General features: G+C 54.2%; 21 protein-coding genes. 7 read left to right on the top strand and 14 right to left on the bottom strand.

Annotated features, from left to right (window positions below):
* Positions 1 to 144 precede the first annotated feature (144 nt).
* The 4 genes from cadC to ACHHZ6_RS12860 all read left to right on the top strand — a co-directional run bounded on the left by cadC (position 145) and on the right by ACHHZ6_RS12860 (position 7,139).
* Positions 145 to 1,698: a lysine decarboxylation/transport transcriptional activator CadC gene (gene cadC / locus ACHHZ6_RS12875; protein WP_395122303.1), complete on the top strand. Its 1,554-nt coding sequence runs from the start codon at positions 145 to 147 to the stop codon at positions 1,696 to 1,698.
* 349 nt (positions 1,699 to 2,047) lie between these two features.
* Positions 2,048 to 3,382 carry a cadaverine/lysine antiporter gene (cadB, locus tag ACHHZ6_RS12870; protein ID WP_182272307.1) on the top strand — a complete coding sequence of 445 codons (1,335 nt, stop codon included), beginning with the start codon at positions 2,048 to 2,050 and terminating at the stop codon, positions 3,380 to 3,382.
* A gap of 83 nt (positions 3,383 to 3,465) precedes the next feature.
* Entirely contained in the window at positions 3,466 to 5,610 is a 2,145-nt protein-coding gene (gene cadA / locus ACHHZ6_RS12865; protein ID WP_182272308.1) for a lysine decarboxylase CadA, read from the top strand.
* A 62-nt stretch (positions 5,611 to 5,672) separates the two neighbouring features.
* On the top strand, positions 5,673 to 7,139 hold the full coding sequence (locus ACHHZ6_RS12860) for an oligopeptide:H+ symporter (RefSeq protein WP_182918790.1): 1,467 nt from the start codon (positions 5,673 to 5,675) through the stop codon (positions 7,137 to 7,139).
* 41 nt (positions 7,140 to 7,180) lie between these two features.
* Here ACHHZ6_RS12860 and glnB read toward each other — a convergent pair whose 3' ends face one another.
* The 5 genes from glnB to purL form a co-directional block, all read right to left on the bottom strand.
* Complete coding sequence (gene glnB / locus ACHHZ6_RS12855; protein WP_003860685.1) at positions 7,181 to 7,519, bottom strand: nitrogen regulatory protein P-II; 339 nt, start codon at positions 7,517 to 7,519, stop codon at positions 7,181 to 7,183.
* A gap of 65 nt (positions 7,520 to 7,584) precedes the next feature.
* On the bottom strand, positions 7,585 to 8,922 hold the full coding sequence (gene glrR, locus ACHHZ6_RS12850; protein WP_196390357.1) for a two-component system response regulator GlrR: 1,338 nt from the start codon (positions 8,920 to 8,922) through the stop codon (positions 7,585 to 7,587).
* Positions 8,919 to 9,671 carry a two-component system QseEF-associated lipoprotein QseG gene (gene qseG, locus ACHHZ6_RS12845; RefSeq protein ID WP_182272311.1) on the bottom strand — a complete coding sequence of 251 codons (753 nt, stop codon included), beginning with the start codon at positions 9,669 to 9,671 and terminating at the stop codon, positions 8,919 to 8,921. The genes glrR and qseG overlap by 4 nt, the downstream gene beginning before the upstream one ends.
* Positions 9,668 to 11,101, bottom strand: coding sequence for a two component system sensor histidine kinase QseE/GlrK (gene qseE, locus ACHHZ6_RS12840; protein ID WP_182918791.1), 1,434 nt, complete (start codon positions 11,099 to 11,101; stop codon positions 9,668 to 9,670). The genes qseG and qseE overlap by 4 nt, the downstream gene beginning before the upstream one ends.
* Positions 11,102 to 11,631: 530 nt before the next feature.
* Positions 11,632 to 15,519 (bottom strand): phosphoribosylformylglycinamidine synthase, encoded by a 3,888-nt coding sequence (gene purL, locus ACHHZ6_RS12835; protein ID WP_395122300.1) that lies wholly within the window; start codon positions 15,517 to 15,519, stop codon positions 11,632 to 11,634.
* 267 nt (positions 15,520 to 15,786) lie between these two features.
* Here purL and mltF point away from each other — a divergent pair, with 267 nt between their 5' ends.
* Entirely contained in the window at positions 15,787 to 17,337 is a 1,551-nt protein-coding gene (gene mltF, locus ACHHZ6_RS12830) for a membrane-bound lytic murein transglycosylase MltF (RefSeq protein WP_182272314.1), read from the top strand.
* On the opposite strand, the gene tadA is transcribed toward mltF, so the two are convergent.
* From tadA to murQ, 3 genes are all read right to left on the bottom strand, one after another.
* A complete protein-coding gene (gene tadA, locus ACHHZ6_RS12825; protein WP_395122298.1) occupies positions 17,225 to 17,764 on the bottom strand; it encodes a tRNA adenosine(34) deaminase TadA in 540 nt (179 codons plus the stop codon). The two genes, mltF and tadA, sit on opposite strands and share 113 nt — an antisense overlap.
* Before the next feature lie 64 nt (positions 17,765 to 17,828).
* The gene (locus ACHHZ6_RS12820; protein ID WP_395122297.1) at positions 17,829 to 19,190 is read right to left on the bottom strand and encodes a PTS transporter subunit EIIC; all 1,362 of its coding nucleotides are present in this window, start codon (positions 19,188 to 19,190) and stop codon (positions 17,829 to 17,831) included.
* Between the two features lie 12 nt (positions 19,191 to 19,202).
* Complete coding sequence (gene murQ / locus ACHHZ6_RS12815; protein ID WP_182272317.1) at positions 19,203 to 20,096, bottom strand: N-acetylmuramic acid 6-phosphate etherase; 894 nt, start codon at positions 20,094 to 20,096, stop codon at positions 19,203 to 19,205.
* Between the two features lie 117 nt (positions 20,097 to 20,213).
* On the opposite strand from murQ, the gene ACHHZ6_RS12810 reads away from it, so the two are divergent.
* Both ACHHZ6_RS12810 and ACHHZ6_RS12805 read left to right on the top strand, forming a co-directional pair.
* Positions 20,214 to 21,062: a MurR/RpiR family transcriptional regulator gene (locus ACHHZ6_RS12810; RefSeq protein ID WP_182272318.1), complete on the top strand. Its 849-nt coding sequence runs from the start codon at positions 20,214 to 20,216 to the stop codon at positions 21,060 to 21,062.
* Between the two features lie 56 nt (positions 21,063 to 21,118).
* Positions 21,119 to 21,379: a YfhL family 4Fe-4S dicluster ferredoxin gene (locus ACHHZ6_RS12805; protein WP_395122294.1), complete on the top strand. Its 261-nt coding sequence runs from the start codon at positions 21,119 to 21,121 to the stop codon at positions 21,377 to 21,379.
* Here the strand turns inward: ACHHZ6_RS12805 and acpS are convergent.
* From acpS to lepB, 6 genes are all read right to left on the bottom strand, one after another.
* Positions 21,376 to 21,756, bottom strand: a complete 381-nt coding sequence (gene acpS, locus ACHHZ6_RS12800) for a holo-ACP synthase (RefSeq protein WP_182272319.1) — start codon at positions 21,754 to 21,756, stop codon at positions 21,376 to 21,378. The two genes, ACHHZ6_RS12805 and acpS, sit on opposite strands and share 4 nt — an antisense overlap.
* Positions 21,756 to 22,487, bottom strand: coding sequence for a pyridoxine 5'-phosphate synthase (gene pdxJ / locus ACHHZ6_RS12795; protein WP_182272320.1), 732 nt, complete (start codon positions 22,485 to 22,487; stop codon positions 21,756 to 21,758). Before pdxJ ends, acpS begins: the two co-directional genes overlap by 1 nt.
* Positions 22,488 to 22,519: 32 nt before the next feature.
* Positions 22,520 to 23,227 carry a DNA repair protein RecO gene (gene recO, locus ACHHZ6_RS12790; RefSeq protein WP_182920057.1) on the bottom strand — a complete coding sequence of 236 codons (708 nt, stop codon included), beginning with the start codon at positions 23,225 to 23,227 and terminating at the stop codon, positions 22,520 to 22,522.
* Between the two features lie 131 nt (positions 23,228 to 23,358).
* On the bottom strand, positions 23,359 to 24,264 hold the full coding sequence (era, locus tag ACHHZ6_RS12785) for a GTPase Era (protein ID WP_196390360.1): 906 nt from the start codon (positions 24,262 to 24,264) through the stop codon (positions 23,359 to 23,361).
* Positions 24,261 to 24,941: a ribonuclease III gene (rnc, locus tag ACHHZ6_RS12780; RefSeq protein WP_003860711.1), complete on the bottom strand. Its 681-nt coding sequence runs from the start codon at positions 24,939 to 24,941 to the stop codon at positions 24,261 to 24,263. Before rnc ends, era begins: the two co-directional genes overlap by 4 nt.
* A gap of 222 nt (positions 24,942 to 25,163) precedes the next feature.
* Positions 25,164 to 26,138 carry a signal peptidase I gene (lepB, locus tag ACHHZ6_RS12775; protein ID WP_182272322.1) on the bottom strand — a complete coding sequence of 325 codons (975 nt, stop codon included), beginning with the start codon at positions 26,136 to 26,138 and terminating at the stop codon, positions 25,164 to 25,166.
* Positions 26,139 to 26,140: the final 2 nt, after the last annotated feature.

The following is a 26,140-nucleotide window of genomic DNA, read 5'->3' as shown; positions in this document are numbered from 1 at the left end:
ACATTTCCCCCCGGGTGCCGCGTCCTGCGGTGCCCGTTTTGTTATTTTCATCCCCGGTACTGACTCATGTTGCTTATCAATAATGGGTAAGTCATTTGTGTTATGATTGGTCCTTCCCCTTTTCCGCTTTAGGGCGCTTTTTTTATGCAACAACCTGTTGTGCGCGTTGGCGATTGGCTGGTTACCCCGTCCGTAAATCAAATTAGCCGTCAGGGCCGTCAGCTAACGCTTGAACCACGTTTAATTGACCTTTTGATGTATTTCGCCAGACACCCCGATGAAGTACTGAGCCGGGATGAGCTTATTGATAACATCTGGATGCGCAACATTGTCACCAGTCATGTAGTGACCCAGAGCATTTCTGAACTTCGTAAGTCGCTGAAGGATGGTAACGAACAAAGCCCTGAATATATCGCCACGGTGCCAAAGCGCGGCTACAAGCTTACCGCCACTGCCGTCTGGTGTACGGAAGAAGAGCCAGATATCACTCCCCCTTCTCTCGCCACACCACCCGCAGTGCTTCCCATCAGGGTAACAGAAACACAGCCTCAGACGATGACCTCGTCAACTTTACCGTCACCCTCATTTCGTCTGGCACGGGACAAAGTCGATCGGCGCAAGCGCATCGCAACGTTCTGGACCTGGCTACTGTTTTTGTCTTCACTCGGCGCGCTGATTGCGCTGGTATTAATGTCGCTTGTCAACTCCCATCCCCCGGTCACCAGTACGCGCCTGCTGCTCAATCCGCGAGATATTGACGTGCGCTTTGAGCCCGGTAACTCCTGTAATAGCTGGACGTCTCAACAGTCCTATGCGATTGGCCTTGGCAATCTGATCACCACGTCGCTGAATACCTTCTCCACCTTTATGGTGCATGACAAGACCAACTATAACGTGACAGAGCCCAGCAGTTCAGGGAAAACGCTCACCATCAAATTCGTAAATCAGCGCCACTACCGGGCACAGCAGTGCTTTATGTCGGTATTGCTGGTCGATAACGCCGACAGCTCCATCATGCTGGACAAGCGTTATTTTATTACCGACAACACGCTGCTATCAGTGCAGGAGGATCTCCTCCATAGCCTTTCCTCGGTGTTGACGCAGCCCTGGCCGCCGCGCATGCAGGCACTGCTTGAGCAATTCCGCCATTCGAAAAGTATGCCGCTGGCGCAATACTACCAGGCAAACCAGCTGATTGTAGAAGGTGATGTTGCATCATTAAATAAAGCCAGTGAAATACTTGAGATGGTCACGAAAGACGCACCAGACTTTACTTTCGCCTTATCGGGAAAAATTCTGGTTGATGTATTACGTCATTCGCAGCAGCAATTTGATAAAACACAGCTGCAAGGGCTCAATAATGAGCTGGACAAAATAGCACAACGACCAGGCGTTCAGGACACTGCGCCGTGGTATCAAATACAAACCATCGATGCGCTAACTAAAGGCGATATTGATGACGCATACACTGACATTAATAAAAGCATTGATCTTGAAATGTCATGGTTAAATTATGTGCTGTTAGGAAAAGTATACGAAATGAAGGGCGAAAATCGTCTGGCTGCCGACGCCTATATTACAGCGTTTAATTTACGCCCAGGGGATAACACGCTCTACTGGATTGAGAATGGTGTTTTTCATACCTCAATCAAAAAAATCGTTCCGTACTTACAAACCTTTCTGAAAAATGAACAGTGAAAAATAGCGCAGCATCATTACCGCGTTAAATAACACTCTTATTAAAGTAGTTAAATTGTTGCCATGGTGTATTGATTGTTACCTCATGGCAACATAAACACCCCGCCAGATTACATCACCAACAGACTATAAAATAACAATATTTATCTTTTCCTGACCTAAACTTTTTATCCTGATGTGTTAATAAAAAAACCTCATGGTGTCATTTTTTTGAAGTTGTTTTTTATTTCATTTTATCTTTAGGATTTTTCCTTCCCGCATCCGTAATCTTGTCGCCAGTCGGTCGGATCGCTGAGTGACATCAGATAACGACCCGCACCTCAAAAAATAAAGCTCAGGAGAAATGAACATGAGTTCAGCCAAAAAGATCGGGCTATTTGCCTGTACCGGCGTCGTCGCCGGAAATATGATGGGTAGCGGTATTGCTTTATTACCGGCGAACCTTGCCAGTATCGGCGGTATTGCTATCTGGGGTTGGGTGATTTCTATTATCGGTGCGATGTCTCTGGCCTATGTTTATGCACGACTGGCGACCAAAAACCCACAACAGGGTGGTCCGATTGCTTACGCGGGAGAATTATCCCCAGCTTTCGGTTTCCAGACCGGCGTGCTTTATTATCATGCAAACTGGATTGGTAACCTGGCTATCGGTATTACCGCCGTATCTTATCTCTCCACGTTCTTCCCGGCATTAAATAACCCTATACCGGCAGGTCTCGCCTGTATTGCGATTGTCTGGATCTTCACCTTCGTGAATATGCTGGGTGGTACCTGGGTTAGCCGTCTGACCACCATCGGCCTGGTGCTGGTATTGATCCCGGTGGTTGTTACTGCTATCGCGGGCTGGCACTGGTTTGACGCCGCTATCTATCAGGCAAACTGGAACACCTCAACCACAACCGATCCACATGCGGTGGTCAAAAGTATCCTGCTGTGCCTGTGGGCATTCGTTGGCGTTGAATCCGCAGCGGTCAGCACCGGCATGGTGAAAAACCCGAAACGCACCGTACCGCTGGCAACCATGCTGGGTACTGCACTGGCAGGTATCGTCTATATTGCCGCGACTCAGGTTATTTCCGGTATGTATCCGGCTTCAGAGATGGCCGCGTCCGGTGCGCCGTTCGCTATCAGCGCATCAACCATCATGGGCAGCTGGGCCGCGCCAATTGTTTCCGCCTTCACCGCATTCGCCTGCCTGACCTCTCTGGGTTCCTGGATGATGCTGGTAGGTCAGGCCGGGGTTCGTGCCGCCACTGACGGTAACTTCCCGGCAGTGTATGGCGAAGTCGACAGCAACGGTATTCCGAAAAAAGGTCTGCTGCTGGCCGCCGTCAAAATGACCGTGCTGATGGTACTCATCACCGTGATGAACTCCAGCGGTGGTAAAGCCTCCGACCTGTTCGGCGAACTGACCGGTATTGCCGTCCTGCTGACCATGCTGCCGTACTTCTACTCTTGTGTTGACCTGATTCGCTTTGAAGGCGTTAACGTCCGCAATCTGACAAGCCTCATCTGTTCCGTACTCGGCTGTGCATTCTGCTTCATCGCGCTGATGGGTGCTAACTCGTTCGAACTGTCCGGTACCTTTATCGTCAGCCTCATCATCCTGATGTTCTACGGCCGCAAAATGTACCAGCGCCAGAACAACATTGATGCTGAAAGTCGTGTCGCCGACGCGCGTTAATCACTAACCCCCCTTTCTCTGAGCTCCTCCTGACACCTGTCACACCGTGACGGGAGGGGCCTTTTACACCTGGAGATACGACTATGAACGTTATCGCAATTATGAATCACATGGGCGTCTACTTTAAAGAAGAGCCTATTCGTGAACTACATCGCGCCCTTGAGCGCCTGGATTTCCGCATTGTTTACCCTAACGACCGCGAAGATTTACTGAAACTGATTGAGAACAATTCGCGACTGTGCGGCGTGATTTTCGACTGGGACAAATACAATCTCGAACTGTGCGAAGAGATCAGCAAAATGAACGAGTACATGCCTCTGTACGCGTTCGCGAACACTTACTCAACGCTTGATGTCAGCCTGAACGATCTGCGCATGAAAGTGCGTTTCTTTGAATATGCCCTCGGCGCTGCTGACGATATCGCTGCCAAGATCAAACAGAACACCGATGAATACATCGACACTATTTTGCCACCGCTGACCAAAGCGCTGTTTAAATATGTGCGTGAAGGGAAATACACTTTCTGTACGCCAGGCCATATGGGCGGCACCGCGTTCCAGAAAAGCCCGGTCGGCAGCATTTTCTACGACTTCTTTGGCCCGAACACGATGAAGTCGGATATCTCGATTTCCGTCTCTGAACTCGGTTCGCTGCTCGACCATAGCGGCCCGCATAAAGAAGCCGAAGAGTACATCGCCCGCGCATTCAACGCCGAACGCAGCTATATGGTGACAAACGGGACATCCACCGCGAATAAAATCGTTGGTATGTACTCCGCGCCTGCTGGCAGCACCGTACTGATTGACCGTAACTGCCACAAATCGCTGACCCATCTGATGATGATGAGTGACATTACGCCGCTCTACTTCCGTCCGACCCGTAACGCGTACGGCATTCTCGGTGGTATTCCGCAGAGCGAATTCCAGCATACGACCATCGCCAAACGCGTGAAAGAGACGCCGAACGCGACCTGGCCTGTGCATGCAGTTATCACCAACTCAACGTATGATGGCTTGCTCTACAACACCGATTACATCAAGAAAACGCTGGATGTAAAATCCATCCACTTTGACTCTGCATGGGTGCCTTACACCAACTTCTCACCGATTTACGCGGGTAAATGCGGGATGAGCGGCGATCGTGTGGAAGGTAAAGTGATTTATGAAACCCAGTCCACACACAAGCTGCTGGCAGCGTTCTCTCAGGCTTCCATGATCCACGTGAAGGGTGATGTAAACGAAGAGACGTTCAACGAAGCCTACATGATGCACACCACGACGTCTCCGCACTACGGTATCGTCGCCTCCATCGAAACCGCGGCAGCGATGATGAAAGGGAATTCGGGTAAACGTCTGATCGACGGTTCTATCCAGCGTGCCATCCGCTTCCGTAAAGAGATCAAACGTCTGAACGGCGAGTCTGACGGCTGGTTCTTTGACGTGTGGCAGCCAGAACATATTGATGAGCCTGAATGCTGGGCACTGCGTTCCGATAGCGCATGGCACGGCTTCAAAAACATCGATAACGAGCACATGTACCTCGACCCGATTAAAGTCACCATTTTGACGCCGGGGATGAAGAAAGACGGCACCATGAGCGATTTCGGTATTCCGGCCAGCATCGTGGCGAAATACCTCGATGAGCAAGGTATCGTGGTAGAGAAAACCGGTCCGTACAACCTGCTGTTCTTGTTCAGCATCGGTATCGATAAAACTAAAGCGCTGAGCCTGCTGCGCGCGCTCACCGATTTCAAACGCGCCTTTGACCTGAACCTGCGCGTGAAAAACATGCTGCCTTCGCTCTATCGCGAGAACCCTGAATTCTACGAAGACATGCGTATTCAGGATCTGGCGCAAAACATTCACAAGCTGGTTGAACACCACAACCTGCCTGACCTGATGTTCCGCGCGTTTGAAGTGCTGCCGACAATGGTTATGACCCCGTACACCGCGTTCCAGAAAGAGCTGCATGGCGAGACGGAAGAAGTTTATCTCGATGAAATGGTGGGCCGCGTTAACGCCAACATGATCCTGCCGTATCCTCCGGGAGTACCACTGGTTATGCCAGGCGAGATGATCGCTGAAGAGAGCCGTCCGGTGCTGGAATTCCTGCAGATGCTGTGTGAAATCGGCGCTCATTATCCGGGCTTTGAAACCGATATCCACGGTGCATACCGCCAGGCGGATGGTCGCTACACCGTTAAAGTGCTGAAAGAAAACACTAAATAAGTAGAAGTATCAAAGGGAAGTGGTCTGCCGCTTCCCTTTTTTCACGCCGTTCAGGAGATGACATGCAAACACCCTCACAACCGCGCGCGATTTATTACATCGTAGCGATCCAGATCTGGGAATATTTCAGCTTTTATGGCATGCGTGCCCTCCTCATCCTCTACCTCACCCACCAGCTTGGCTTTGATGACAGCCATGCCATTACGCTCTTCAGCGCCTACGCGTCTCTGGTTTACGTTACCCCTATTCTCGGCGGCTGGCTGGCCGACCGCCTGCTCGGCAACCGTGCGGCGGTCATTGCCGGCGCGCTGCTGATGACGCTTGGACATGTTGTACTGGGCATGGGATCCCATTCAACATGGAGTCTGTATGTCGCGCTGGCGATCATTATCTGCGGCTATGGTCTGTTTAAATCCAATATCAGTTGCCTGCTGGGAGAACTTTACGCCCACGACGATCCACGTCGCGATGGCGGCTTTTCCCTGCTTTATGCCGCAGGAAACGTGGGATCTATCGCGGCACCGATTGCCTGTGGGCTGGCAGCACAGTGGTACGGCTGGCATGTTGGCTTTGCTCTGGCGGGTATTGGCATGTTTATTGGTTTGCTCATCTTCCTCAGCGGTCATCGCCATTTCCGCCATACGCGCGGCATCGACAAACGGGCGCTCAGCACCGTGAAGTGTGCGCTTCCTGTCTGGGGCTGGCTGCTGGTGATGCTGTGCGTCGCACCGGTATTCTTCACCCTGCTGCTGGAAAACAACGGGTCAGGCTATCTGCTGGCGGTGGTGTGCGTCTTTGCCATTGTGGTGGTCACACGCATTATGCTCGCCTTCCCCGAACATCGCCGCGCACTGTGGCAAATCGTGCTGTTGATGATGGCGGGGACGCTGTTCTGGGTACTGGCGCAGCAAGGCGGCAGCTCTATTAGCCTGTTTATCGATCACTTTGTTAACCGCCACCTGCTCAGTTTTGAAGTACCGACAGCGCTGTTTCAGTCGGTAAACGCCGTTGCGGTTATGGCTGCAGGTATTGCATTAACCTGGCTTGCGCGCCCTGAAAGCAACATCCGCTCCACAATACGCGTGTGGCTGAAGTTCGCGCTTGGACTGCTGTTAATGGGTGGCGGCTTTATGCTGCTGGCGCTCAATGCGCGCCGTGGCGGGCTTCACGGTCAGGCTTCGATGGGGATGATGATCGCCGGTCTGGCGCTGATGGGATTTGCCGAACTGTTTATTGACCCGGTGGCGATGGCGCAAATCACCCGCCTGAATTTGCCTGGCGTAATGGGTGTATTGACGGGGATTTACATGCTGGCAACCGGTGCGGTCGCCAACTGGCTGGCGGGGCTGGTGGCGCAACAAACCACAGAATCGCAAATCAGCGACGCGGCAATTGCTGCCTACGAACACTTTTTCTCTCAGATGGGCGAGTGGACGCTGGGCTGCGTGGTGTTGATCGTGGCGATCGTCTGCATAAGAAGGCGCTTTAACCACACGCCGCTCACCTTACCGGAAACGGAGCGCAATTAACCTCACCTTCGCCGCCAGGGAGTGGCAGCGAAGGGCCACACTTAAATCGCCGCGTCGTCTTCTTCACCGGTACGAATACGGATCACACGCGCCACGTCAAAGACGAAGATTTTACCGTCGCCAATTTTACCCGTCTGCGCCGTGCGGATAATAGTATCCACGCAGGTATCCACGATATCGTCGCTCACCACGATTTCAATTTTCACTTTCGGCAGAAAGTCCACCATGTACTCTGCGCCACGGTAAAGCTCGGTGTGGCCCTTCTGGCGACCAAAACCTTTCACTTCTGTCACTGTCATCCCGGTGATGCCAACTTCTGCCAGCGCTTCACGTACATCATCCAGTTTGAAAGGTTTAATAATCGCATCAATCTTTTTCATGGTGGGTCCTTAAACTCTTGCCTGTAAGCTGCCTCGTAATCGATTGCCCACAGTACCATACGGCATTACTCTTTAAAATCGTTTGCTTCCAGCTCATGGCGGGACAGCAGCTTGTAGAACTCGGTGCGGTTGCGCCCGGCCATACGCGCCGCGTGGGTCACGTTGCCTTTGGTGATCTGCAGCAGTTTGCGCAGATAGTTAAGCTCAAACTGGTTGCGCGCTTCCGCAAAGGTTGGCAGCGCCGTGTTTTCCCCCTCCAGCGCCTGCTCTACCAGCGCATCGCTGATGACCGGCGATGACGTCAGCGCCACGCACTGCTCAATAACGTTCACCAGCTGGCGCACGTTGCCCGGCCAGCTTGCGGTCATCAGCCGTTTCATCGCATCAGTGGAAAACGCGCGCACAAAAGGTTTGTGACGATCGGCAGACTGGCGCAGCAGATGGTTCGCCAGCAGCGGGATATCTTCCGCACGCTCGGCCAGGGCGGGAATTTTCAGGTTCACTACGTTCAGGCGGTAGTAGAGATCTTCACGGAACTCATTGCGCGCCATCACTTTCGGTAAATCGCGGTGCGTGGCGGAAATAATACGCACGTTAATATCGATATCGCGATTGCTGCCAAGCGGACGAACTTTTCGCTCCTGCAACACCCGCAGCAGTTTGACCTGCAACGGCGCTGGCATATCGCCAATTTCGTCGAGGAACAGCGTACCGCCTTCAGCCGCCTGGAACAGCCCTTCCCGGCTGCTCACCGCGCCGGTGAAGGCTCCACGGGCATGACCAAACAGTTCAGACTCAAGCAGTTGCTCCGGCAACGCGCCACAGTTAATGGCGATAAAGGCATTTTTACTGCGCGGGCTGGCGTTGTGGATAGCCTGCGCCAGGATCTCTTTCCCGGTTCCGCTCTGGCCGTTAATCAGCACGCTGACGTCAGATTGCGCCACCATCCGCGCCTGCTCAAGCAGACGCAGCATAATGGGGCTACGCGTGACAATCGACTCCCGCCATGCTTCATCATTCGATGGAGCCGTGTGTTCAAGCGCACTGTCGATAGCTTTATAGAGCGCGTCTTTATCCACCGGCTTGGTCAGGAAGCTGAACACGCCCTGCTGTGTCGCGGCAACGGCATCCGGGATCGACCCGTGCGCAGTCAGGATAATCACCGGCATGCCTGGCTGCTGCTTCTGGATCTCCGCGAACAGCTGCATGCCGTCCATTTCGTCCATCCGCAGGTCGCTTATCACCAGATCAACTTTCTCGCGGCCAAGCACTTTCAGCCCCTCCTGCCCGCTTTCCGCAGTCACCACGCTGTAGCCTTCACTGACCAGGCGCATCCCCAACAGCTTTAACAGCCCCGGGTCGTCATCCACCAGCAACAGATGGGCAGGTTTACGGCTTGTCATGGCTTCACATCCTCTTGTTTCTGCGTATCGTTGTCCGGTGTCGTGGCAGAATTGCCTTTCGACCCGTCAGGCAGGTAGTTGCCCGCAGGTTTACGCGTCGAAAGTTGTCTTTCGATATCGGTCAGATTTTCAAGCTTGCGCGTCGTGGTATCCAGCTGTGTACGTAAAAATTGCTGTTGCTGGCGGAGTGTATCGAGTTCGGCATCAGACGATTGCTGCAGTTTGCTATAGCGAGAACGCTCCTCAGAGAGCTGCAGTTGTAATGCCTGCCCGTCACGCCACAGCTGGTAAACCGGGCGAACCTGCGCGGGAATATTTGCGCTGACGGCATCCAGACGTGCGGTATTGGCGCGGCGTTCGACAGGCGTGATTTTGGCATCAGCCAGTAAAATCGCGCGTTTGAAATTTTCCTGCCAGGTTTCATTGCCCCACAGCGCTGCCTGAGCACGGGCAGCGGCTGGAGCAAGGCGCTGGGAACAATCTATCCCGCGTAACCAGTACAGCGGGTTCGAGTCAACCTCATGCCCGGACAAATTCCAGAGATCGTCACAACGGGTGGTCAGGAAATCCGCCAGCTGATTCTCCGGCCATTTATCGTTTTGTTTATCGCTGATAGCACTTTTAGGTGCATGGGAAACGCATCCCGCAAGAAGCAAACAGGAGACGCTCAGACGCATTGTTTTGCTGGAAAATACCGCGCGCACTGCGCGGGAAAAGACGTGTGACATACTCACCAGATATAGACTCATTTCATTGTTTTTTCCGGCTCAAGAGGCAGTTCAATACGAAAACACACATCCGAGCGATCGTCACTGACGATCTTAAGCTCACCCTGCATGCGTTGTATGCAGTCGCGGGCAATGCTGAGCCCCAGACCACTTCCTTTTACCGCACCTTTTCGCTGATGACTCCCCTGGAAAAAGGGCTCGAAGATCATCGTTTTTTCGTCATCCGGAATGGGGGTACCCGTATTCGCTACATCGATAAACACCCGGGAACCCCTGGTATAACTTCGGATGTAAATGGTACCGGATTCAGTACCATAGTGCACCGCATTGGAATAAAGATTATCCAGAACGCTCATCAACAGCATGGGTTCAGCCAGGCAGGCAGACTCATTGAGATCCACCTCCGTATGCATCATTTTAGCTCTTGCTGGCAGGCTGTGGGCGGAGATCACCATGTCCACCAGTGGCTCAATCTCGACTTTTTCCAGCACCACCACCCCATCAGCCAGCTTACGGTTGTAGTCCAGCAGTTGTTCAATCAGCTTTTGCAGATTACGGCTACTGGCATCCAGGATCTCGACAATCTCTTTTTGCTCAGAGGTTAGCGGCCCCGCCACTTCGTCCGCCAGCAGTTCCGTCCCTTCGCGCATACTGGCGAGTGGTGTTTTGAGCTCATGAGAAAGATGACGCAAGAACTGGTGACGCTGCGACTCCAGCCATGCCAGACGCTCAGAAAGCCAGATAATTCGCTGACCGACGGAGCGTAACTCACGCGGACCTTTAAAGGCCACCGTGTCCCCGAGGGATTTCCCCTCCCCCAGACGGTTAATCATCCGCTGGATACCTTTCACCGGGCCGATGATCATGCGGGTAAACAGCAAAACCAGCCCCAGACTGACCAGGAACAGCACCAGCGCCTGCCAGCCAAAGAACTGACCGCGCTCGGCAATCTCCTGTTGCAGTTGCTGCCCGCGCGAGTACACCACCGTGCGCGTGGCCTGCACCATCTCGGTATTGGCCGCAGCAAACGCTTCAAGACGCGCAGCGGCATCGGTATCTGGCCCGCTGTTTTTACACTGTAGTTGAGCAAGGCTGTTTAGATCCTGACGCAACGCCTGATACAGCTTATCGTCCGGCAACACACCGGCGTGGGCATCCAGCATGTCACTGTAGCGTTTACGCTGGTTCTGATAGACCTTTTCCAGGGTGCGATCGTCCAGCACGCAATACTGCCGGTAGCTGCGCTCCATCTCCAGCGCTGCATTGGTCATGGCTTCACTGCGCCGGGCGTCAATCAACGTCGTGCGGTTAGTCAATGCCGCCTGGGCACTTAGCGCATTCAGACTTTGCCATGCCTGCCATGCCAGTATCAGCAGGGGCAACAGGATCAGCAAGAATGCCATCATGACAAGCTGTCGCAGGGAGCGAGGGAAAACAGGCCAGCGTTTCAACGCATTACTCTCTTAATATGGGGGTGAGGAGAGCGTAACTGAGTCTGCCCTTCAGATACAACAAAGCCGGGTAAAAACCCGGCTTTGTTATGAAATGAGGCGGTGCCTAACTCGACGTTTCGCCCTGGCCTGATAAAGCATCGCTATAATCAGTAGTTGGACGGCAGGCACCTTTTTGTGCGTCATTCTAAGTTTATGTAGCGCGTCCCGAAGGGGCTGACATAAGAGGGTGAATGAGCCACTGGCTGTTATTATGCAACAGCCGTGCCAGAATGCAAACAAATAACTTATATCATTGATAATAATGACTTTAAGTGATTCTTTAAATTCATTAATCCGTGAATGATTTTCGAGCTAAGTGTCGTTAATTAGCAACACCTTAACGGGAACATTATCAGATGCATATAAATCAACAAGTTAAGTGTCGCCTTTTGGAGACGGTTGTATTATCGGGTTGTCGCAGTATTGCGACAAAAAAAAGCCCGGTGGCGCTACGCCTACCGGGCCTGTGAGGGCACTCGTTTTAAAACTTAACCCAACTGCTTACGCGCATTGCGGAAGATACGCATCCACGGGCTGTCCTCGCCCCAGTTTTCCGGGTGCCAGGAGTTGCTCACGGTACGGAACACGCGTTCCGGGTGCGGCATCATAATGGTTGCACGACCACTTTCACTGGTCACCGCGGTGATACCGTTTGCCGAGCCGTTCGGGTTAGCCGGATAAGTTTGCGTGACCTTGCCGAAGTTATCGACAAAGCGCAGCGCCACCAGGCCTTTGCTTTCAAGCTGAGCCAGATGTGCTGCATCACGCACTTCAACCTGACCTTCACCGTGAGAAACGGCAATTGGCATCTGTGAACCGACCATACCCTGCAGCAGCAGAGACGGGCTTTGCGTCACTTCGACCAGGCTGAAACGCGCTTCAAAGCGGTCAGACTGGTTACGTACAAAGCGCGGCCAGGCTTCACTGCCCGGGATCAGCTCACGCAGGTTAGACATCATCTGGCAGCCGTTACACACGCCCAGAGCCAGCGTCTGCGGACGGTGGAAGAAGGTTTCGAACTCGTCACGCACGCGGCTGTTGAACAGGATGGACTTTGCCCAGCCTTCACCCGCACCCAGCACGTCACCGTAAGAGAAGCCGCCGCACGCGACCAGCGCCTGGAAATCTTCCAGACCGGTACGCCCTGCCAGCAGGTCACTCATGTGAACGTCGATGGCATCAAAGCCCGCACGGTGGAAGGCAGCCGCCATCTCAACGTGGGAGTTGACACCCTGCTCGCGCAGCACGGCCACTTTCGGACGCGCGCCAGTCGCAATGTACGGTGCGGCGATATCTTCGTTGATATCAAAGGAGAGTTTCACGTTCAGGCCCGGATCGTTGTCGTTGGCCTTCGCGTCATGTTCCTGATCGGCACACTCCGGGTTGTCGCGCAGACGCTGCATCTGCCAGGTGGTTTCTGCCCACCACATACGCAGCGTAGTGCGGCTTTCGCTGAATACCGCGTGGCCGTCTGCTTCAATCACGAAGCGGTCGCCCTCTACGGCTTTACCCAGATAGTGTACGCAGTCTGCCAGGCCATGCTGAGCCAGAACAGCTTCAACCGCATTGCGATCTGCCGCACGCACCTGAATGACTGCGCCCAGTTCTTCATTAAACAGCGCCGCCAGACGATCGTCACCCAGAGAAGCAATGTTCGCCTCAACGCCACAGTGGCCGGTGAAGGCCATCTCAGCCAGGGTCACCAGCAGACCACCATCGGAGCGGTCGTGGTAGGCCAGCAGTTTACGTTGTGCCACCAGCGCCTGAATGGCGTCGTAGAAGCCTTTTAACTGCGCCACGTCACGCACGTCAGCGGGCTTATCACCCAGCTGGCGATAAACCTGTGCCAGTGCAGTCGCCCCCAGGGCGTTATTGCCTTTACCAAGATCAATCAGCAGCAGGGCGTTGTCTTCGGTCACCAGTTGCGGGGTGATGGTATGACGCACGTCTTCCACACGCGCAAACGCGGTGATCACCAGCGACAGCGGAGAGGTCATCTCGCGCTGCTCATTACCTTCCTGCCAGCGGGTTTTCATCGACATGGAATCTTTACCCACCGGAATGGTCAGGCCAAGTGCAGGACACAGCTCCTCACCAACCGCTTTTACCGCTTCATACAGACCAGCATCTTCGCCAGGGTGACCCGCTGCGGCCATCCAGTTTGCAGACAGTTTGATGCGTTTGATATCACCAATCTGCGTCGCGGCGATGTTGGTCAGCGCTTCACCGACAGCCAGACGGGCAGAAGCAGCGAAGTCCAGCAGCGCCACCGGGGTACGTTCACCCAGCGACATTGCTTCACCGTAGTAGCTGTCGAGGCTCGCGGTGGTCACGGCGCAGTTCGCCACCGGGATCTGCCACGGGCCGACCATCTGGTCGCGCGACACCATACCGGTCACGGTACGGTCGCCGATGGTCACGAGGAAGGTTTTCTCTGCCACGGCTGGCAGGTGCAGTACGCGATTGACCGCTTCAGCAACGGTGATGCCCTGGCGATCCAGTGCTTTACCCGCCGCTTTACGGGTCTGCACGTCGCGGGTCATCTTCGGCGTTTTACCCAGCAGGACGTCCAGCGGCAGATCGATCGGCTGGTTGTCGAAGTGGGTATCGCTTAAGGAGAGGTGCTGCTCTTCGGTGGCTTCACCGATAACGGCATACGGAGCGCGCTCACGGCGGCACAGCTCGTCAAACAGCGGCAACTGGTCGGCGGCAACCGCCAGCACGTAGCGTTCCTGAGATTCGTTACACCAGATTTCCAGCGGGCTCATGCCCGGCTCATCGCTCAGAATGTCGCGCAGGTTGAAACGACCACCGCGACCACCATCGCTCACCAGCTCTGGCATGGCGTTAGATAAACCACCCGCGCCCACGTCGTGAATAAAGAGGATGGGGTTGGCATCGCCCAGCTGCCAGCAACGGTCGATCACTTCCTGGCAACGACGTTCCATTTCCGGGTTGTCGCGCTGTACGGAAGCAAAGTCGAGGTCTGCATCAGACTGGCCGGAGGCCATAGACGAAGCCGCCCCGCCGCCCAGACCGATGTTCATCGCCGGGCCACCGAGTACGATAAGCTTCGCACCGACGACGATCTCGCCTTTCTGCACGTGATCGGCACGAATGTTGCCGATCCCGCCCGCCAGCATGATCGGTTTGTGGTAACCGCGCAGCTCTTCGCCGTTGTGGCTCTCCACTTTCTCTTCATAGGTACGGAAATAACCGTTCAGTGCCGGACGACCAAATTCGTTGTTGAACGCAGCGCCACCCAGCGGGCCTTCGGTCATGATATCCAGCGCGGTAACAATACGTTCCGGCTTGCCGAAATCTTCTTCCCACGGCTGTTCGAAGCCCGGGATACGCAGGTTGGAAACAGAGAAACCGACCAGACCCGCTTTCGGTTTAGCGCCACGCCCCGTTGCGCCTTCATCACGGATTTCACCGCCGGAACCGGTCGCGGCACCTGGCCACGGAGAGATCGCCGTCGGGTGGTTGTGAGTTTCGACTTTCATCAGGATATGCGCAGGCTCCTGATGGAAGTCATAGCGCCCGGCTTCGCGATCGGCGAAGAAGCGGCCTACTTCGGAACCTTCCATCACCGCTGCGTTGTCTTTATAGGCAGACAGCACGTGGTCAGGGGTTTGTTCGAAGGTGTTTTTAATCATTTTGAACAGCGACTTCGGCTGCTGTTCACCGTCGATAATCCAGTCGGCGTTGAAAATCTTGTGGCGGCAGTGCTCAGAGTTGGCCTGCGCAAACATATAGAGTTCGATGTCGTTCGGGTTGCGGTTCAGCTTAACAAACGCATCCTGCAGGTAGTCAATTTCGTCTTCTGCCAGCGCCAGACCGAGACGCAGGTTGGCGTCAATCAGCGCCTGACGGCCCTGCCCCAGCAAATCCACGCTCTGTACTGGCGCAGGCTGGTGATGGGAGAAGAGCTTCTGCGCGTCGTTCAGAGAGGTAAACACGCTCTCCATCATGCGATCGTGCAGCTCAGCGGCAACGGCCTGCCACTGCTCTTCGCTCAGGGTAGAGGCTTCCACATAGTACGCCACACCGCGTTCCAGACGGTTAATCTGGCTCAGACCGCAGTTGTGGGCGATGTCGGTGGCTTTGGAAGACCAGGGGGAGATGGTACCAGGACGAGGCGTCGCAAGGATAAGTTTGCCGGTTGGCGTATGGCTGCTCAGACTTGGGCCATACTTGAGCAGGCGTTCCAGCTGTACGCGCTCCTCTGCATTCAGGGGTGCATTCAGGTCAGCAAAATGGACATACTCAGCGTAAATATTGCTTACCGGAAGGTCGGCTGCCTGAAAACGTGCCAGCAATTTGTTAATACGGAAGGCAGACAGTGCAGGCGAACCACGCAGAATTTCCATCATAAGTCTCTCGTCTTCGAAGCGCCGGGGCGCTTACAGTGTGCGCAAGGGGGGAAAACGGGCGTCATTATAGAGAATCCTGAGCGCAGACGAAACCGTTTGCGTCGAAATAAAATCAACGTTTACGTTTAACGATAGATGTGACCTGTCTCTCTAATTTGTTGCCAAGTGGCGTAACTTTGCGCAAAATGCCGCTCATTCAATGACAAACCTTATTCTTAACATGGCTACAGCATACTGAGGCAACCGGCGTCGCAGAGAATTAACTAATTGAAAAAATTAAAGATTAATTATCTGCTCATCGGCATTGTTACCTTGCTGCTGGCAGTGGCCCTCTGGCCTTCTATCCCCTGGTTCGGCAAAGCCGAAAACCGTATCGCTGCGATTAAGGCGCGGGGGGAGTTGCGCGTCAGTACCCTGAGCTCACCGCTGATTTACGGCGACATCAACGGCAAAACGATCGGTCTGGATTATGAACTGGCTCAGCAGTTCGCCAGCTACCTGGGAGTGAAGCTCAAAATTACCGTACGCCAGAACATCAGCCAGCTGTTTGATGACCTGGATAACGACGATGCCGATATCCTCGCCGCCGGGCTGGTGTACAACAGCGAGCGCAGCAAGAACTATCAGCCAGGCCCAACCTACTACTCCGTTTCACAGCAGCTGGTTTACCGCGTCGGCAATCAGCGTCCGCGAACGCTGGCCGCCATTAACGATCAGCAATTAATCATCGCCCCCGGACATGTGGTGATTGACGATTTACGTGGGCTTAAAGAGAAGAAATACCCGGCACTCAGTTGGACGGTTGACCCTAAACTTGGCACGACTGAACTGCTTGAGCAGGTGAAAGACAAGAAGCTGGACTACACCATTGCCGATTCTGTAGCGATTAGCCTTTTCCAGCGCGTTCATCCTGAAATCGCCGTGGCACTTGATGTCACTGACGAACAGCCAGTGACCTGGTTCACACAGCGGGATGACGATCAGACCGTTCCGGCAGCGATGCTCGATTTCTTCAACTCCATCAATGAGGATGGCACGCTGGCGCGCCTGGAAGAGAAGTATCTTGGGCATGGCGAAGACTTTGATTACGTCGATACCCGCACCTTCCTGCGCGCAGTGGATAGCGTACTGCCGGATCTGCAACCGCTATTCGAAAAGTACGCGCAGGAGATCGACTGGCGGTTGCTGGCAGCCATCTCCTACCAGGAATCGCACTGGGATACCCAGGCCACCTCCCCCACCGGGGTCCGCGGCTTAATGATGCTGACCAAAAATACTGCGCAGAGCCTCGGCCTGAGCGACCGTACCGATGCAGAACAGAGTATCAGCGGCGGTGCGCGCTATTTGCAGGATATGATGACCAAAGTCCCGGACACGGTGCCGGAAGAGGAACGTATCTGGTTTGCGCTGGCAGCCTACAACATGGGCTACGCACATATGCTGGATGCACGCACGCTGACGGCCAAAACGAAAGGCAACCCGGATAGCTGGTCTGACGTAAAACAGCGTCTGCCGCTGCTGAGCCAGAAGCCGTGGTACAACAAGCTGACCTACGGTTATGCGCGCGGGCATGAAGCCTACGCCTATGTGGAGAATATTCGTAAGTATCAGATTAGCCTGGTAGGTTATCTGCTGGAGAAGGAAAAAGAGGCGGTAGAGACCAAACAGCTGGCACAAAGCTATCCGGTCGTGGCTCCGGACGAAATTAATCGTCCGACAACTTCAATTCTGCCTTTTGTTGCTTTTTCTGCTGACGCCGCATTCGAAAGAAATCACTTAATAGCTCCGAACACTCTGGTGCAAGTACCCCGCCGATAGTCTTCACCTGGTGGTTCATCCCCGGGTGTCCAAGCACGTCCAGCAGCGAACCGGCCGCGCCGGTTTTTTCATCCCGCGCACCAAAGACCAGAGTACCGATACGACTGTGTACCATAGCGCCGGAACACATCACGCACGGTTCAAGGGTGACATACAGCGTGGTGTCGAGCAGGCGATAGTTTTGCAGCACCAGCCCGCCCTGACGAAGCGCCATGATTTCAGCGTGAGCGGTGGGGTCATGGCGGCCAATAGGGCGGTTCCACCCTTCCCCAATCACCTGGTTGTTATGAACCAGCACCGCACCCACGGGCACTTCGCCTTCATCCCACGCGCGTTGAGCCAGCATCAGCGCGTGGCGCATCCAGTATTCATGATCAAGCTCGGGGTTGGACAACGGTTGATACTCCAGTCTAAAAGCGGGCGGCATTATACACACCCGCTATGGATAAGACTATTCGAGTTGCTGAGATCTTGCTTTGACCGGGTAGAACTCACTCTTCGGGATCGTTGAATCCTAACAGCCAGGTAAACAGGAACCCGGCGATCACCGCGACCAGAAAACCTGCCAGATAGAGCATCACTTTTCCGGTGACGATCGTGAGCGCCAGAGGTAAACCGGAGATCCCAAAGGTGATCACCGTCGCCACCTTCCAGTAGCTGATCAGCGCCCCGCCCACCGCACCGCCAAGACAGGCTCCCAGGAAAGGTTTGCCTAACGGCAGCGTGACACCGAAAATTAGCGGTTCACCAATCCCCAGCAAGCCAACCGGCAGCGCCCCTTTAATCACTTTTTTCAGTCGCGTATTACGGGTTTTCATCAGCACGGCAATCGAAGCCCCCACCTGCCCGACCCCGGCCATCGCCAGTATCGGGAACAGTGCGTTATAACCATGCGCCTGAACCAGTTCAACGTGGATCGGCACCAGCCCCTGATGCAGCCCCGTCAGCACCAACGGCAGGAAAGTCCCGGCCAGCACCGCACCGACGAGGAACCCACCGCGATCGATAGCCCAGGATGCCCCATGCGCAATGGATTCGGAGATCCAGCCGCCCAGTGGCTGTAGCGCAATGATAGCAATGCTGCCCGTAACCAGCGTGGTCAGCAGCGGATTGAGGATCAGCTCCAGAGAACCCGGCAGAATGTTCCGCAGCCGCTTCTCTATCCAGCACATCAGCGCGACCACCAGCAGCACGGCGATAACACCGCCGCGCCCCGGCTGTAACGCCTCACCAAAGAGCGTAATCTGAGCCAGCTGTGGGCTGGAAAGAATGCCCGCCATCACGCCGCCCATTGCCAGCGAGCCGCCAAACACCTTCGCGGTGTTGACCCCCACCAGAATGTTCATGATGGCAAACACGGCGCTGCCGAAGATCCCCAGAATGCCCAGTAAATTTGGATAGTGGGTCGCAAAGTCCCCCACGATATCCGGGCGCTTGAGGATATTGATGATCCCGGTGATCAACCCGGAGGCAATAAACGCCGGGATCAGCGGAATAAAGACGTTTGCCAGCTGTCGCAGCGCATCGCTCATCGGGGCTTTGTATTTGGCCTTAACCTGCGTTTTGGTGCGTTCGGCATCGTCAAACGACGCCTCTACCTCCCCGCCCATCAGCGTACGCATCTTATCCACGACCTGCGCCGCCTTACCCGGCCCGACAATCAGCTGATGCTGTTGCCCCTGTTTGACGTATCCGCTCACGCCGGGGAGTTGCTTAAGACGCGCGATATCCAGCTGGTCATCGTCATGCACTTCGACGCGCACGCGCGTCATGCAGTTTTCCAGACGCTGAATATTTTTTTCCCCGCCGATACCCTGCAAAATCCCGCTGGCGAGCGCTGCTGTTTTTTCCATACACGCCTCTTTTTAGTTTTCTAATGCCGCCCGTAAGAATCCATGATGCACATTGAGCTTCGCTCTCGCAGCAGCAGCATCCAGCCCACTCAGGATCATCAGAATGGCGGGCTTCACGTCGTAGTCCGTCTGTTTGAGTACCGCTTCAGCCTCTTCACGGCTTGCCCCTGTCGCTTCCACCACCATACGGCAGGCTCTGTCCACCAGCTTAATATTGGTGGCTTTCATATCCACCATCAGGTTCTGGTAGACCTTACCGAACTTCACCATTGCTCCCGTGGAAATCATATTGAGCACCAGCTTTTGTGCCGTTCCTGATTTCAGACGCGTGGAGCCGGTAAGCGCTTCTGGCCCGACAACCGGGGAGATTGCAATGGCAGCAACCTGCGCAATCGGCGAACCTGGGTTACAGGAGATAGCCACCGTGGTGCAGCCGGTCTGTCTGGCGTATTCCAGCCCCCCAATGACATAAGGTGTACGTCCGGATGCTGCCAGCCCGACAACCAGATCCTGCGCGGTCAGGTTCAGTGCCTTCAGATCGTCCTCGCCCAACTGTTTGCTGTCTTCCGCCCCTTCGACGGCTTTCAGTAATGCACCTGGCCCACCGGCAATCAGCCCGACAACCAGACCGTGTGGGACGCCAAAGGTCGGCGGACATTCGGATGCATCCAGTACCCCAAGACGCCCGCTGGTGCCCGCTCCCATATAAATAATGCGACCGCCGGCTTTCAGCGCCGCCGCCGCCGCATCGACCGCCTTCGCGACCTCCGGCAATGTCTCTTTCACTGCCAGCGCGACCAGCGTATCCTGTTGATTGAAACGGTTAACCAACTCCAGGGTGGAGAGTGCATCCAGATCCAGCGTTTGCGGGTTACGCGCTTCAGAAACAAGTGAGCCAAGATTCATCTTTGTACCTCGAGAATTTTTAATTCATAATAATCACACTATAATGGAATATAAAATTCATTCAGGCGAGCAAAATTCTTATTTGCGCAGACAATCACATTTTCGCCAGGAGAACCTATGAACTGTTTAATTCGCATTCGCCAGCGTTATGCGGGCTTTGCTCAAAGCGACAAAAAGCTGGCGGATTTTTTACTTTCTCAGCCCGATCACGCGCGCCATCTCAGCTCGCAACAGCTGGCGAGTGAGGCCGGTGTAAGTCAGTCCAGCGTGGTGAAGTTTGCCCAGAAGATTGGCTTTAAAGGCTTCCCGGCACTGAAGCTGGCGATTAGCGAAGCACTGGTGAATAACCCTAATCCGCAGTCGATGCCGGTGCATAATCAGATCCGTGGCGATGACCCGATGCGTCTGGTGGGCGAAAAGCTCATCAAAGAGAATGTGGCGGCCATGCACGCCACCCTTGACGTGAATACTGAAGAGAAGTTGCTGGAAAGCGTAGCGATGCTGCGCACTGCCCGGCGTATCATTTTGACCGGAATTGGTGCCTCCGGCTTAGTGGCGCGTAATTTTGGCTGGAAGCTGACAAAAATCGGCTATAACGCCATTGTCGAACAGGATATGCATGCCCTTCTGGCCACCGTGCAGGCGATGGATCCTGGCGATCTACTGCTGGCTATTTCCTATTCCGGCGAGCGTCGCGAGATCAACATGGCCACCGATGAGGCCCTGCGTGTCGGCGGTAAAATTCTGGCAATCACCGGTTTTACCCCCAATTCACTACAACAGCGGGCAACGCGCTGTCTGTATACCATTGCGGAGGAGCAGGCCACACGCAGCGCCGCTATCTCGTCCACCAGCGCGCAAATGATGCTGACCGATCTGCTGTTTATGGCGCTGGTTCAGCAAGATCTGGAGCATGCCCCGAAACGTATCCGTCACAGTGAAGAGCTGGTAAAAAAATTGGTTTGAGCAGGGAATGCGCATATAATGCCCGCCCTGTTTGTGTTGTTTCTGAGAATTTCCTGATGGCGCTGTTAATCACCAAAAAATGCATCAATTGCGATATGTGCGAACCCGAATGCCCAAACCAGGCAATTTCAATGGGTGACCGCATTTATGAGATTAACAGCGACCGTTGCACTGAATGCATCGGCCACTATGAAACGCCGACCTGCCAGAAAGTGTGCCCTATCCCCAATACTATCCTCAAAGATCCGGCACACGTCGAAAGCGAAGAACAACTGTGGGACAAGTTTGTCCTGATGCATCACGCGGACAAACTTTAACTTTCAATAATCACCGTGGCACAGGCGTAGCGGCGTTCATCGGCAAGCGTCACATGCATGTGTGCCACGCCAAGTTTTTCCGCCAGTTTTTGCGCCTCGCCCCACAGACGCAGACACGGTTTACCCAGCTCATCGTTGAACACTTCAAACTGGTTAAATGCCAGGCCGTTGCGAATGCCTGTACCAAAGGCTTTCGCTGCCGCCTCTTTCACCGCAAAACGCTTTGCCAGAAAGCGCACAGGCTGTTGATGCGCTTCCCAGATAACCCATTCATTGTCGCTCAGCACGCGTCTGGCCAGGCGATCGCCGCTACGGGCGATCACCTCTTCAATACGGGCTATTTCAACAATGTCCGTGCCTAAGCCCAGAATGGCCATTACTGGCGTGCTTCCAGCATCAGGCGTTTCATTTCTGAGACCGCCTCTTTCAGACCACTCATCACCGCCCGGCCAATAATGGCGTGACCAATGTTCAGTTCGTGCATTTCTGGCAGTGCAGCAATCGCTTTCACGTTGTGGTAGGTCAGGCCGTGACCGGCGTTAACCTTCAGTCCCAGGCTTGCCGCATAGGTGGCCGCTTTGGCGATACGCTCCAGCTCTTTGAGTTGTGTAGCATCGTCTTTAGCGTCGGCATAGCAACCCGTGTGGATTTCGATATACGGCGCGCCCACCTCAGCCGCGGCTTTGATCTGTTCGACATCCGCATCAATAAACAGAGAAACCAGAATGCCCGCATCCGCCAGACGTTTGCAGGCATCACGCATTTTGTCGCGTTGACCGGCCACATCCAGGCCGCCTTCGGTGGTGACTTCCTGACGTTTTTCCGGTACCAGGCAGCAGAAGTGCGGTTTGGTGTCGCAGGCAATCGTCAGCATCTCTTCGGTAACGGCCATCTCCAGATTCATGCGGGTATCCAGCGTCTGACGCAGGATACGCACATCACGGTCGGTAATGTGGCGGCGATCTTCACGAAGGTGAACGGTAATGCCGTCAGCGCCAGCCTGCTCGGCGATAAATGCCGCCTGAACCGGATCAGGATAAGCCGTGCCGCGCGCATTACGCAGCGTAGCGATGTGATCAATGTTGACGCCTAACAGTAATTCAGCCATGACAATCCTCGATTTTCTTTTAATACAGTAATCTAACGCTTAGGCATAAATTGCCTGAATAATTCGCGGCTCTTTAAGGGCTTGCCACCAAGATACGGCTTGAGCGCAATTCGGGTAAAGCGTTTTGCGGCGCGCAGGGTATCCTGATCCGGGAACTCTCGTTCAAACAGCGCCCTGAGCTGACGACCAGTGAAGGTACTGTTATCGATGACGACGCTGGCAATAAAGCCTTTTTCCTCGCGATAACGGTAGGTCATTGTATCTTCGACCTGTTCACCGCTGCCGGCACAGTGCAAAAAATCGACGCCGTATCCCAGATGCCCCAGCAACGCCAGTTCAAACCGGCGCAATGCGGGTTCAGGCGTACCGGTTGCGCCAGCCAGCGCCTGGATACAGTGCAGGTAATCAAAGAAAAGTTCAGAGAAGCGGGTCTCATGTTCAAGAACGCGTGAGATGAGTTCATTGATATACAGACCGCTGTACAGCGTGATGCCAGAAAGGGGAAGCGCCAGGGAAACGGCTTCAGCGCTGCGCAGGGTTTTGACTTCCCCTCGCCCACCAAAGCGAACCAGCAGCGGTGTGAAAGGCTGTAATGCACCTTTCAGATTAGAACGTTTGGAACGTGCGCCTTTCGCAACAAGGCGCACGCGGCCCGACTCTTCCGTGAAGACGTCCAGCATGAGGCTGGTTTCGCTCCAGGGACGACTATGCAATACAAAGGCGCGCTGCCATCCTTCCATCATACTCGTCGTCTTTCAAGTTGCAGGTGCGTTGGCTGCGCCCGTTCACCCCAGTCACTTACTGAAGTAAGCTCCCGGGGATTCGCGGTCTTGCCGCCTTCCTGCACCTCGAAAGCCATAGAGTATGAAAACTACTGGTCTTCGCCGTAACCGAGACTGCGCAGAGCACGCTCATCATCGGCCCAGCCAGATTTCACTTTCACCCACAGTTCCAGGTGAACCGGTGCTTCAAACATGTCCTGCATGTCTTTACGGGCTTCGATGCCAATGGTTTTGATCTTGGCACCTTTGTTGCCAATCACCATCTTCTTCTGCCCTTCACGCTCAACGAGGATCAGGCCGTTGATGTCATAACCACCACGCTCGTTGCTCTGGAAACGTTCGATCTCAACCGTCACTGAATACGGCAGCTCTGCGCCCAGGAAACGCATCAGTTTTTCACGGATGATTTCAGAGGCCATAAAACGCTGGGAGCGATCGGTAACGTACTCTTCCGGGAAGTGATGAATGGCTTCCGGCAAATGCTTACGCACGATACCCGCGATGGTATCGACGTTCAGGCCAGTCTCAGCAGACAGCGGAACGATATCGAGGAAGTTCATCTGGCTGCCCAGCCACTGCAGGTGCGGCAGCAGATCGGCTTTTTCCTGCACGTTGTCCACTTTGTTGACAGCCAGGATCACCGGCGTTTTGCCATCACGCAGCTTGTTCAGCACCATTTCGTCGTCTGGCGTCCAGCGGGTGCCTTCCACAACGAAAATTACCAGCTCTACGTCGCCAATCGAGCTACTCGCCGCCTTGTTCATCAGGCGGTTAATGGCACGTTTCTCTTCCATATGCAGGCCAGGAGTATCGACATAAATCGCCTGATACGCGCCTTCAGTATGAATACCGACGATGCGGTGGCGCGTGGTCTGCGCCTTACGAGAGGTGATAGAAATCTTCTGCCCGAGCAGATTATTCAACAGGGTGGATTTGCCGACGTTCGGACGTCCGACGATGGCAATAAATCCGCAATAGGTTTTTTCTTCGCTCATTCCAGCTCCAGCATTTTTAACGCCTGTTCGGCGGCAGCTTGTTCCGCCTTACGACGGCTAGAACCTGTGCCAACCACCGGTTCACTCAGGCCACTGACCTGGCAATGGATGGTAAATTCCTGATCGTGCGCTTCACCACGCACCTGCACCACCAGATAAGATGGCAGCGGGAGGTGACGACCCTGCAAATATTCCTGCAAACGCGTTTTAGGATCTTTTTGTTTATCGCCCGGACTGATTTCGTCCAGACGGGTCTGATACCAGTTCAGGATCAGCTTTTCTACGGTCTGGATATCGCTGTCCAGGAACACGCCACCGATTAATGCCTCGACCGTATCGGCAAGAATAGATTCACGACGGAAGCCGCCGCTTTTCAGTTCACCCGGCCCAAGACGCAGACATTCACCCAGTTCAAATTCGCGTGCGATTTCCGCAAGGGTGTTACCCCGTACCAGCGTGGCGCGCATGCGGCTCATATCACCTTCGTCCACACGCGGGAAACGATGATAAAGCGCATTGGCAATCACGAAACTTAAAATAGAGTCGCCTAAAAACTCGAGACGCTCATTATGTTTGCTGCTGGCACTTCGATGGGTTAATGCCTGTTGCAACAACTCCTGATGATGAAAAGTGTAGCCCAGCTTACGTTGAAGCCGATTAATTACGATGGGGTTCATGCGATACCAATAAATGAATGCGTCAAAAATGCAGCACACGAAACCGACCTGAGAAAACCAACGCGGTTTCGTGTGCCGTGGCACCCTTACAGGGCCAACCTTAAACTTCGGGGGAATATTCTATACACAACGACAGGGGATGTCGTTAGTTCAAACAGATTTATCGCTTAAATAATTCACGTAGCCGCGAATAACCACGGCTACGTGTTCAATTAATGAGAATTAATGGATGCCGCCAATACGATTCAGACGGACACCGGTCGGCCATTCGCCTTCCTGTTTCTCAAAACTCATCCAGATTGCGGTCGCTTTACCAACCAGATTCGCTTCCGGCACAAAGCCCCAGTAACGGCTGTCCGCAGAGTTATCGCGGTTATCACCCATCATGAAGTAATGTCCCGGCGGTACGATCCAGCTGGCAAGCTGCTGACCTGGTTGCTGGTAGTACATACCCAGTTGATCCTGCGCAATAGGTACGGTCAGGATACGGTGCGTAACATCACCCAGCGTCTCTTTGCGTTCGACCAGACGGATCCCGTTCTCTTTGGTTTCGCCTTTTGGTACCTGGAAGAAACCGCTGGTTGCCTCGCCACCATTGCGACGAGCAAAGGTCTGCACAAAATCACTTGGCTCAACGTTCGAGTAAGTGATTGGTAGCGCGTTTTCACATGCAGTACCGGAGCTGCAGCCTGGCTGTACGGTCACTTCTTTGGCTACCGGATCGTAGGTCACTTTATCACCCGGCAAACCTACAGCACGTTTGATGTAGTCCAGACGCGGATCTTCCGGGTATTTAAATACCACAATGTCGCCACGTTTAGGATGACCGGTTTCGATCAGCGTCTTCTGGTAAATAGGATCTTTAATGCCGTAGGCAAACTTCTCGACCAGAATAAAATCGCCAATCAACAGCGTTGGCATCATTGAACCTGATGGGATCTGGAATGGCTCGTAAATAAACGAACGCACGACCAGAACGATCGCCAGCACCGGGAATACCGATGCACCCGTTTCCAGCCAGCCCGGTTTCGGGCCGACTTTCTTCAGGGTTTTCGCATCCAGCTGTTCGCCAGTGGCTGCCTGCGCGGCAGCCTGACGTTCACGGCGTTTCGGGGCGAAAATAAACTTATCCAGGCACCACAACAGACCCGTCACCAGGGTAGCGATGACCAGGATCAGGGCAAACATGTTCGCCATGC

Source organism: Enterobacter cloacae complex sp. 2024EL-00214, assembly GCF_043945575.1.
Classification (GTDB): Bacteria; Pseudomonadota; Gammaproteobacteria; order Enterobacterales; family Enterobacteriaceae; genus Enterobacter; species Enterobacter cloacae_P.
This window is presented reverse-complemented; position numbering and strand designations above follow the sequence as displayed.

Bases quoted from the DNA above. Each gene is read 5' to 3' on its own strand.
- acpS (WP_182272319.1), bottom strand. From the start codon at position 21,756: ATGGCCATTCTGGGCTTAGGCACGGACATTGTTGAAATAGCCCGTATT.
- cadA (WP_182272308.1), top strand. From the start codon at position 3,466: ATGAACGTTATCGCAATTATGAATCACATGGGCGTCTACTTTAAAGAA.
- era (WP_196390360.1), bottom strand. From the start codon at position 24,264: ATGAGCGAAGAAAAAACCTATTGCGGATTTATTGCCATCGTCGGACGT.
- ACHHZ6_RS12860 (WP_182918790.1), top strand. From the start codon at position 5,673: ATGCAAACACCCTCACAACCGCGCGCGATTTATTACATCGTAGCGATC.
- recO (WP_182920057.1), bottom strand. From the start codon at position 23,227: ATGGAAGGATGGCAGCGCGCCTTTGTATTGCATAGTCGTCCCTGGAGC.
- cadB (WP_182272307.1), top strand. From the start codon at position 2,048: ATGAGTTCAGCCAAAAAGATCGGGCTATTTGCCTGTACCGGCGTCGTC.
- murQ (WP_182272317.1), bottom strand. From the start codon at position 20,096: ATGAATCTTGGCTCACTTGTTTCTGAAGCGCGTAACCCGCAAACGCTG.
- ACHHZ6_RS12820 (WP_395122297.1), bottom strand. From the start codon at position 19,190: ATGGAAAAAACAGCAGCGCTCGCCAGCGGGATTTTGCAGGGTATCGGC.
- ACHHZ6_RS12805 (WP_395122294.1), top strand. From the start codon at position 21,119: ATGGCGCTGTTAATCACCAAAAAATGCATCAATTGCGATATGTGCGAA.
- glrR (WP_196390357.1), bottom strand. From the start codon at position 8,922: ATGACAAGCCGTAAACCTGCCCATCTGTTGCTGGTGGATGACGACCCG.
- rnc (WP_003860711.1), bottom strand. From the start codon at position 24,941: ATGAACCCCATCGTAATTAATCGGCTTCAACGTAAGCTGGGCTACACT.
- ACHHZ6_RS12810 (WP_182272318.1), top strand. From the start codon at position 20,214: ATGAACTGTTTAATTCGCATTCGCCAGCGTTATGCGGGCTTTGCTCAA.
- lepB (WP_182272322.1), bottom strand. From the start codon at position 26,138: ATGGCGAACATGTTTGCCCTGATCCTGGTCATCGCTACCCTGGTGACG.
- glnB (WP_003860685.1), bottom strand. From the start codon at position 7,519: ATGAAAAAGATTGATGCGATTATTAAACCTTTCAAACTGGATGATGTA.
- cadC (WP_395122303.1), top strand. From the start codon at position 145: ATGCAACAACCTGTTGTGCGCGTTGGCGATTGGCTGGTTACCCCGTCC.
- qseG (WP_182272311.1), bottom strand. From the start codon at position 9,671: ATGAGTCTATATCTGGTGAGTATGTCACACGTCTTTTCCCGCGCAGTG.
- pdxJ (WP_182272320.1), bottom strand. From the start codon at position 22,487: ATGGCTGAATTACTGTTAGGCGTCAACATTGATCACATCGCTACGCTG.
- tadA (WP_395122298.1), bottom strand. From the start codon at position 17,764: ATGCCGCCCGCTTTTAGACTGGAGTATCAACCGTTGTCCAACCCCGAG.
- purL (WP_395122300.1), bottom strand. From the start codon at position 15,519: ATGATGGAAATTCTGCGTGGTTCGCCTGCACTGTCTGCCTTCCGTATT.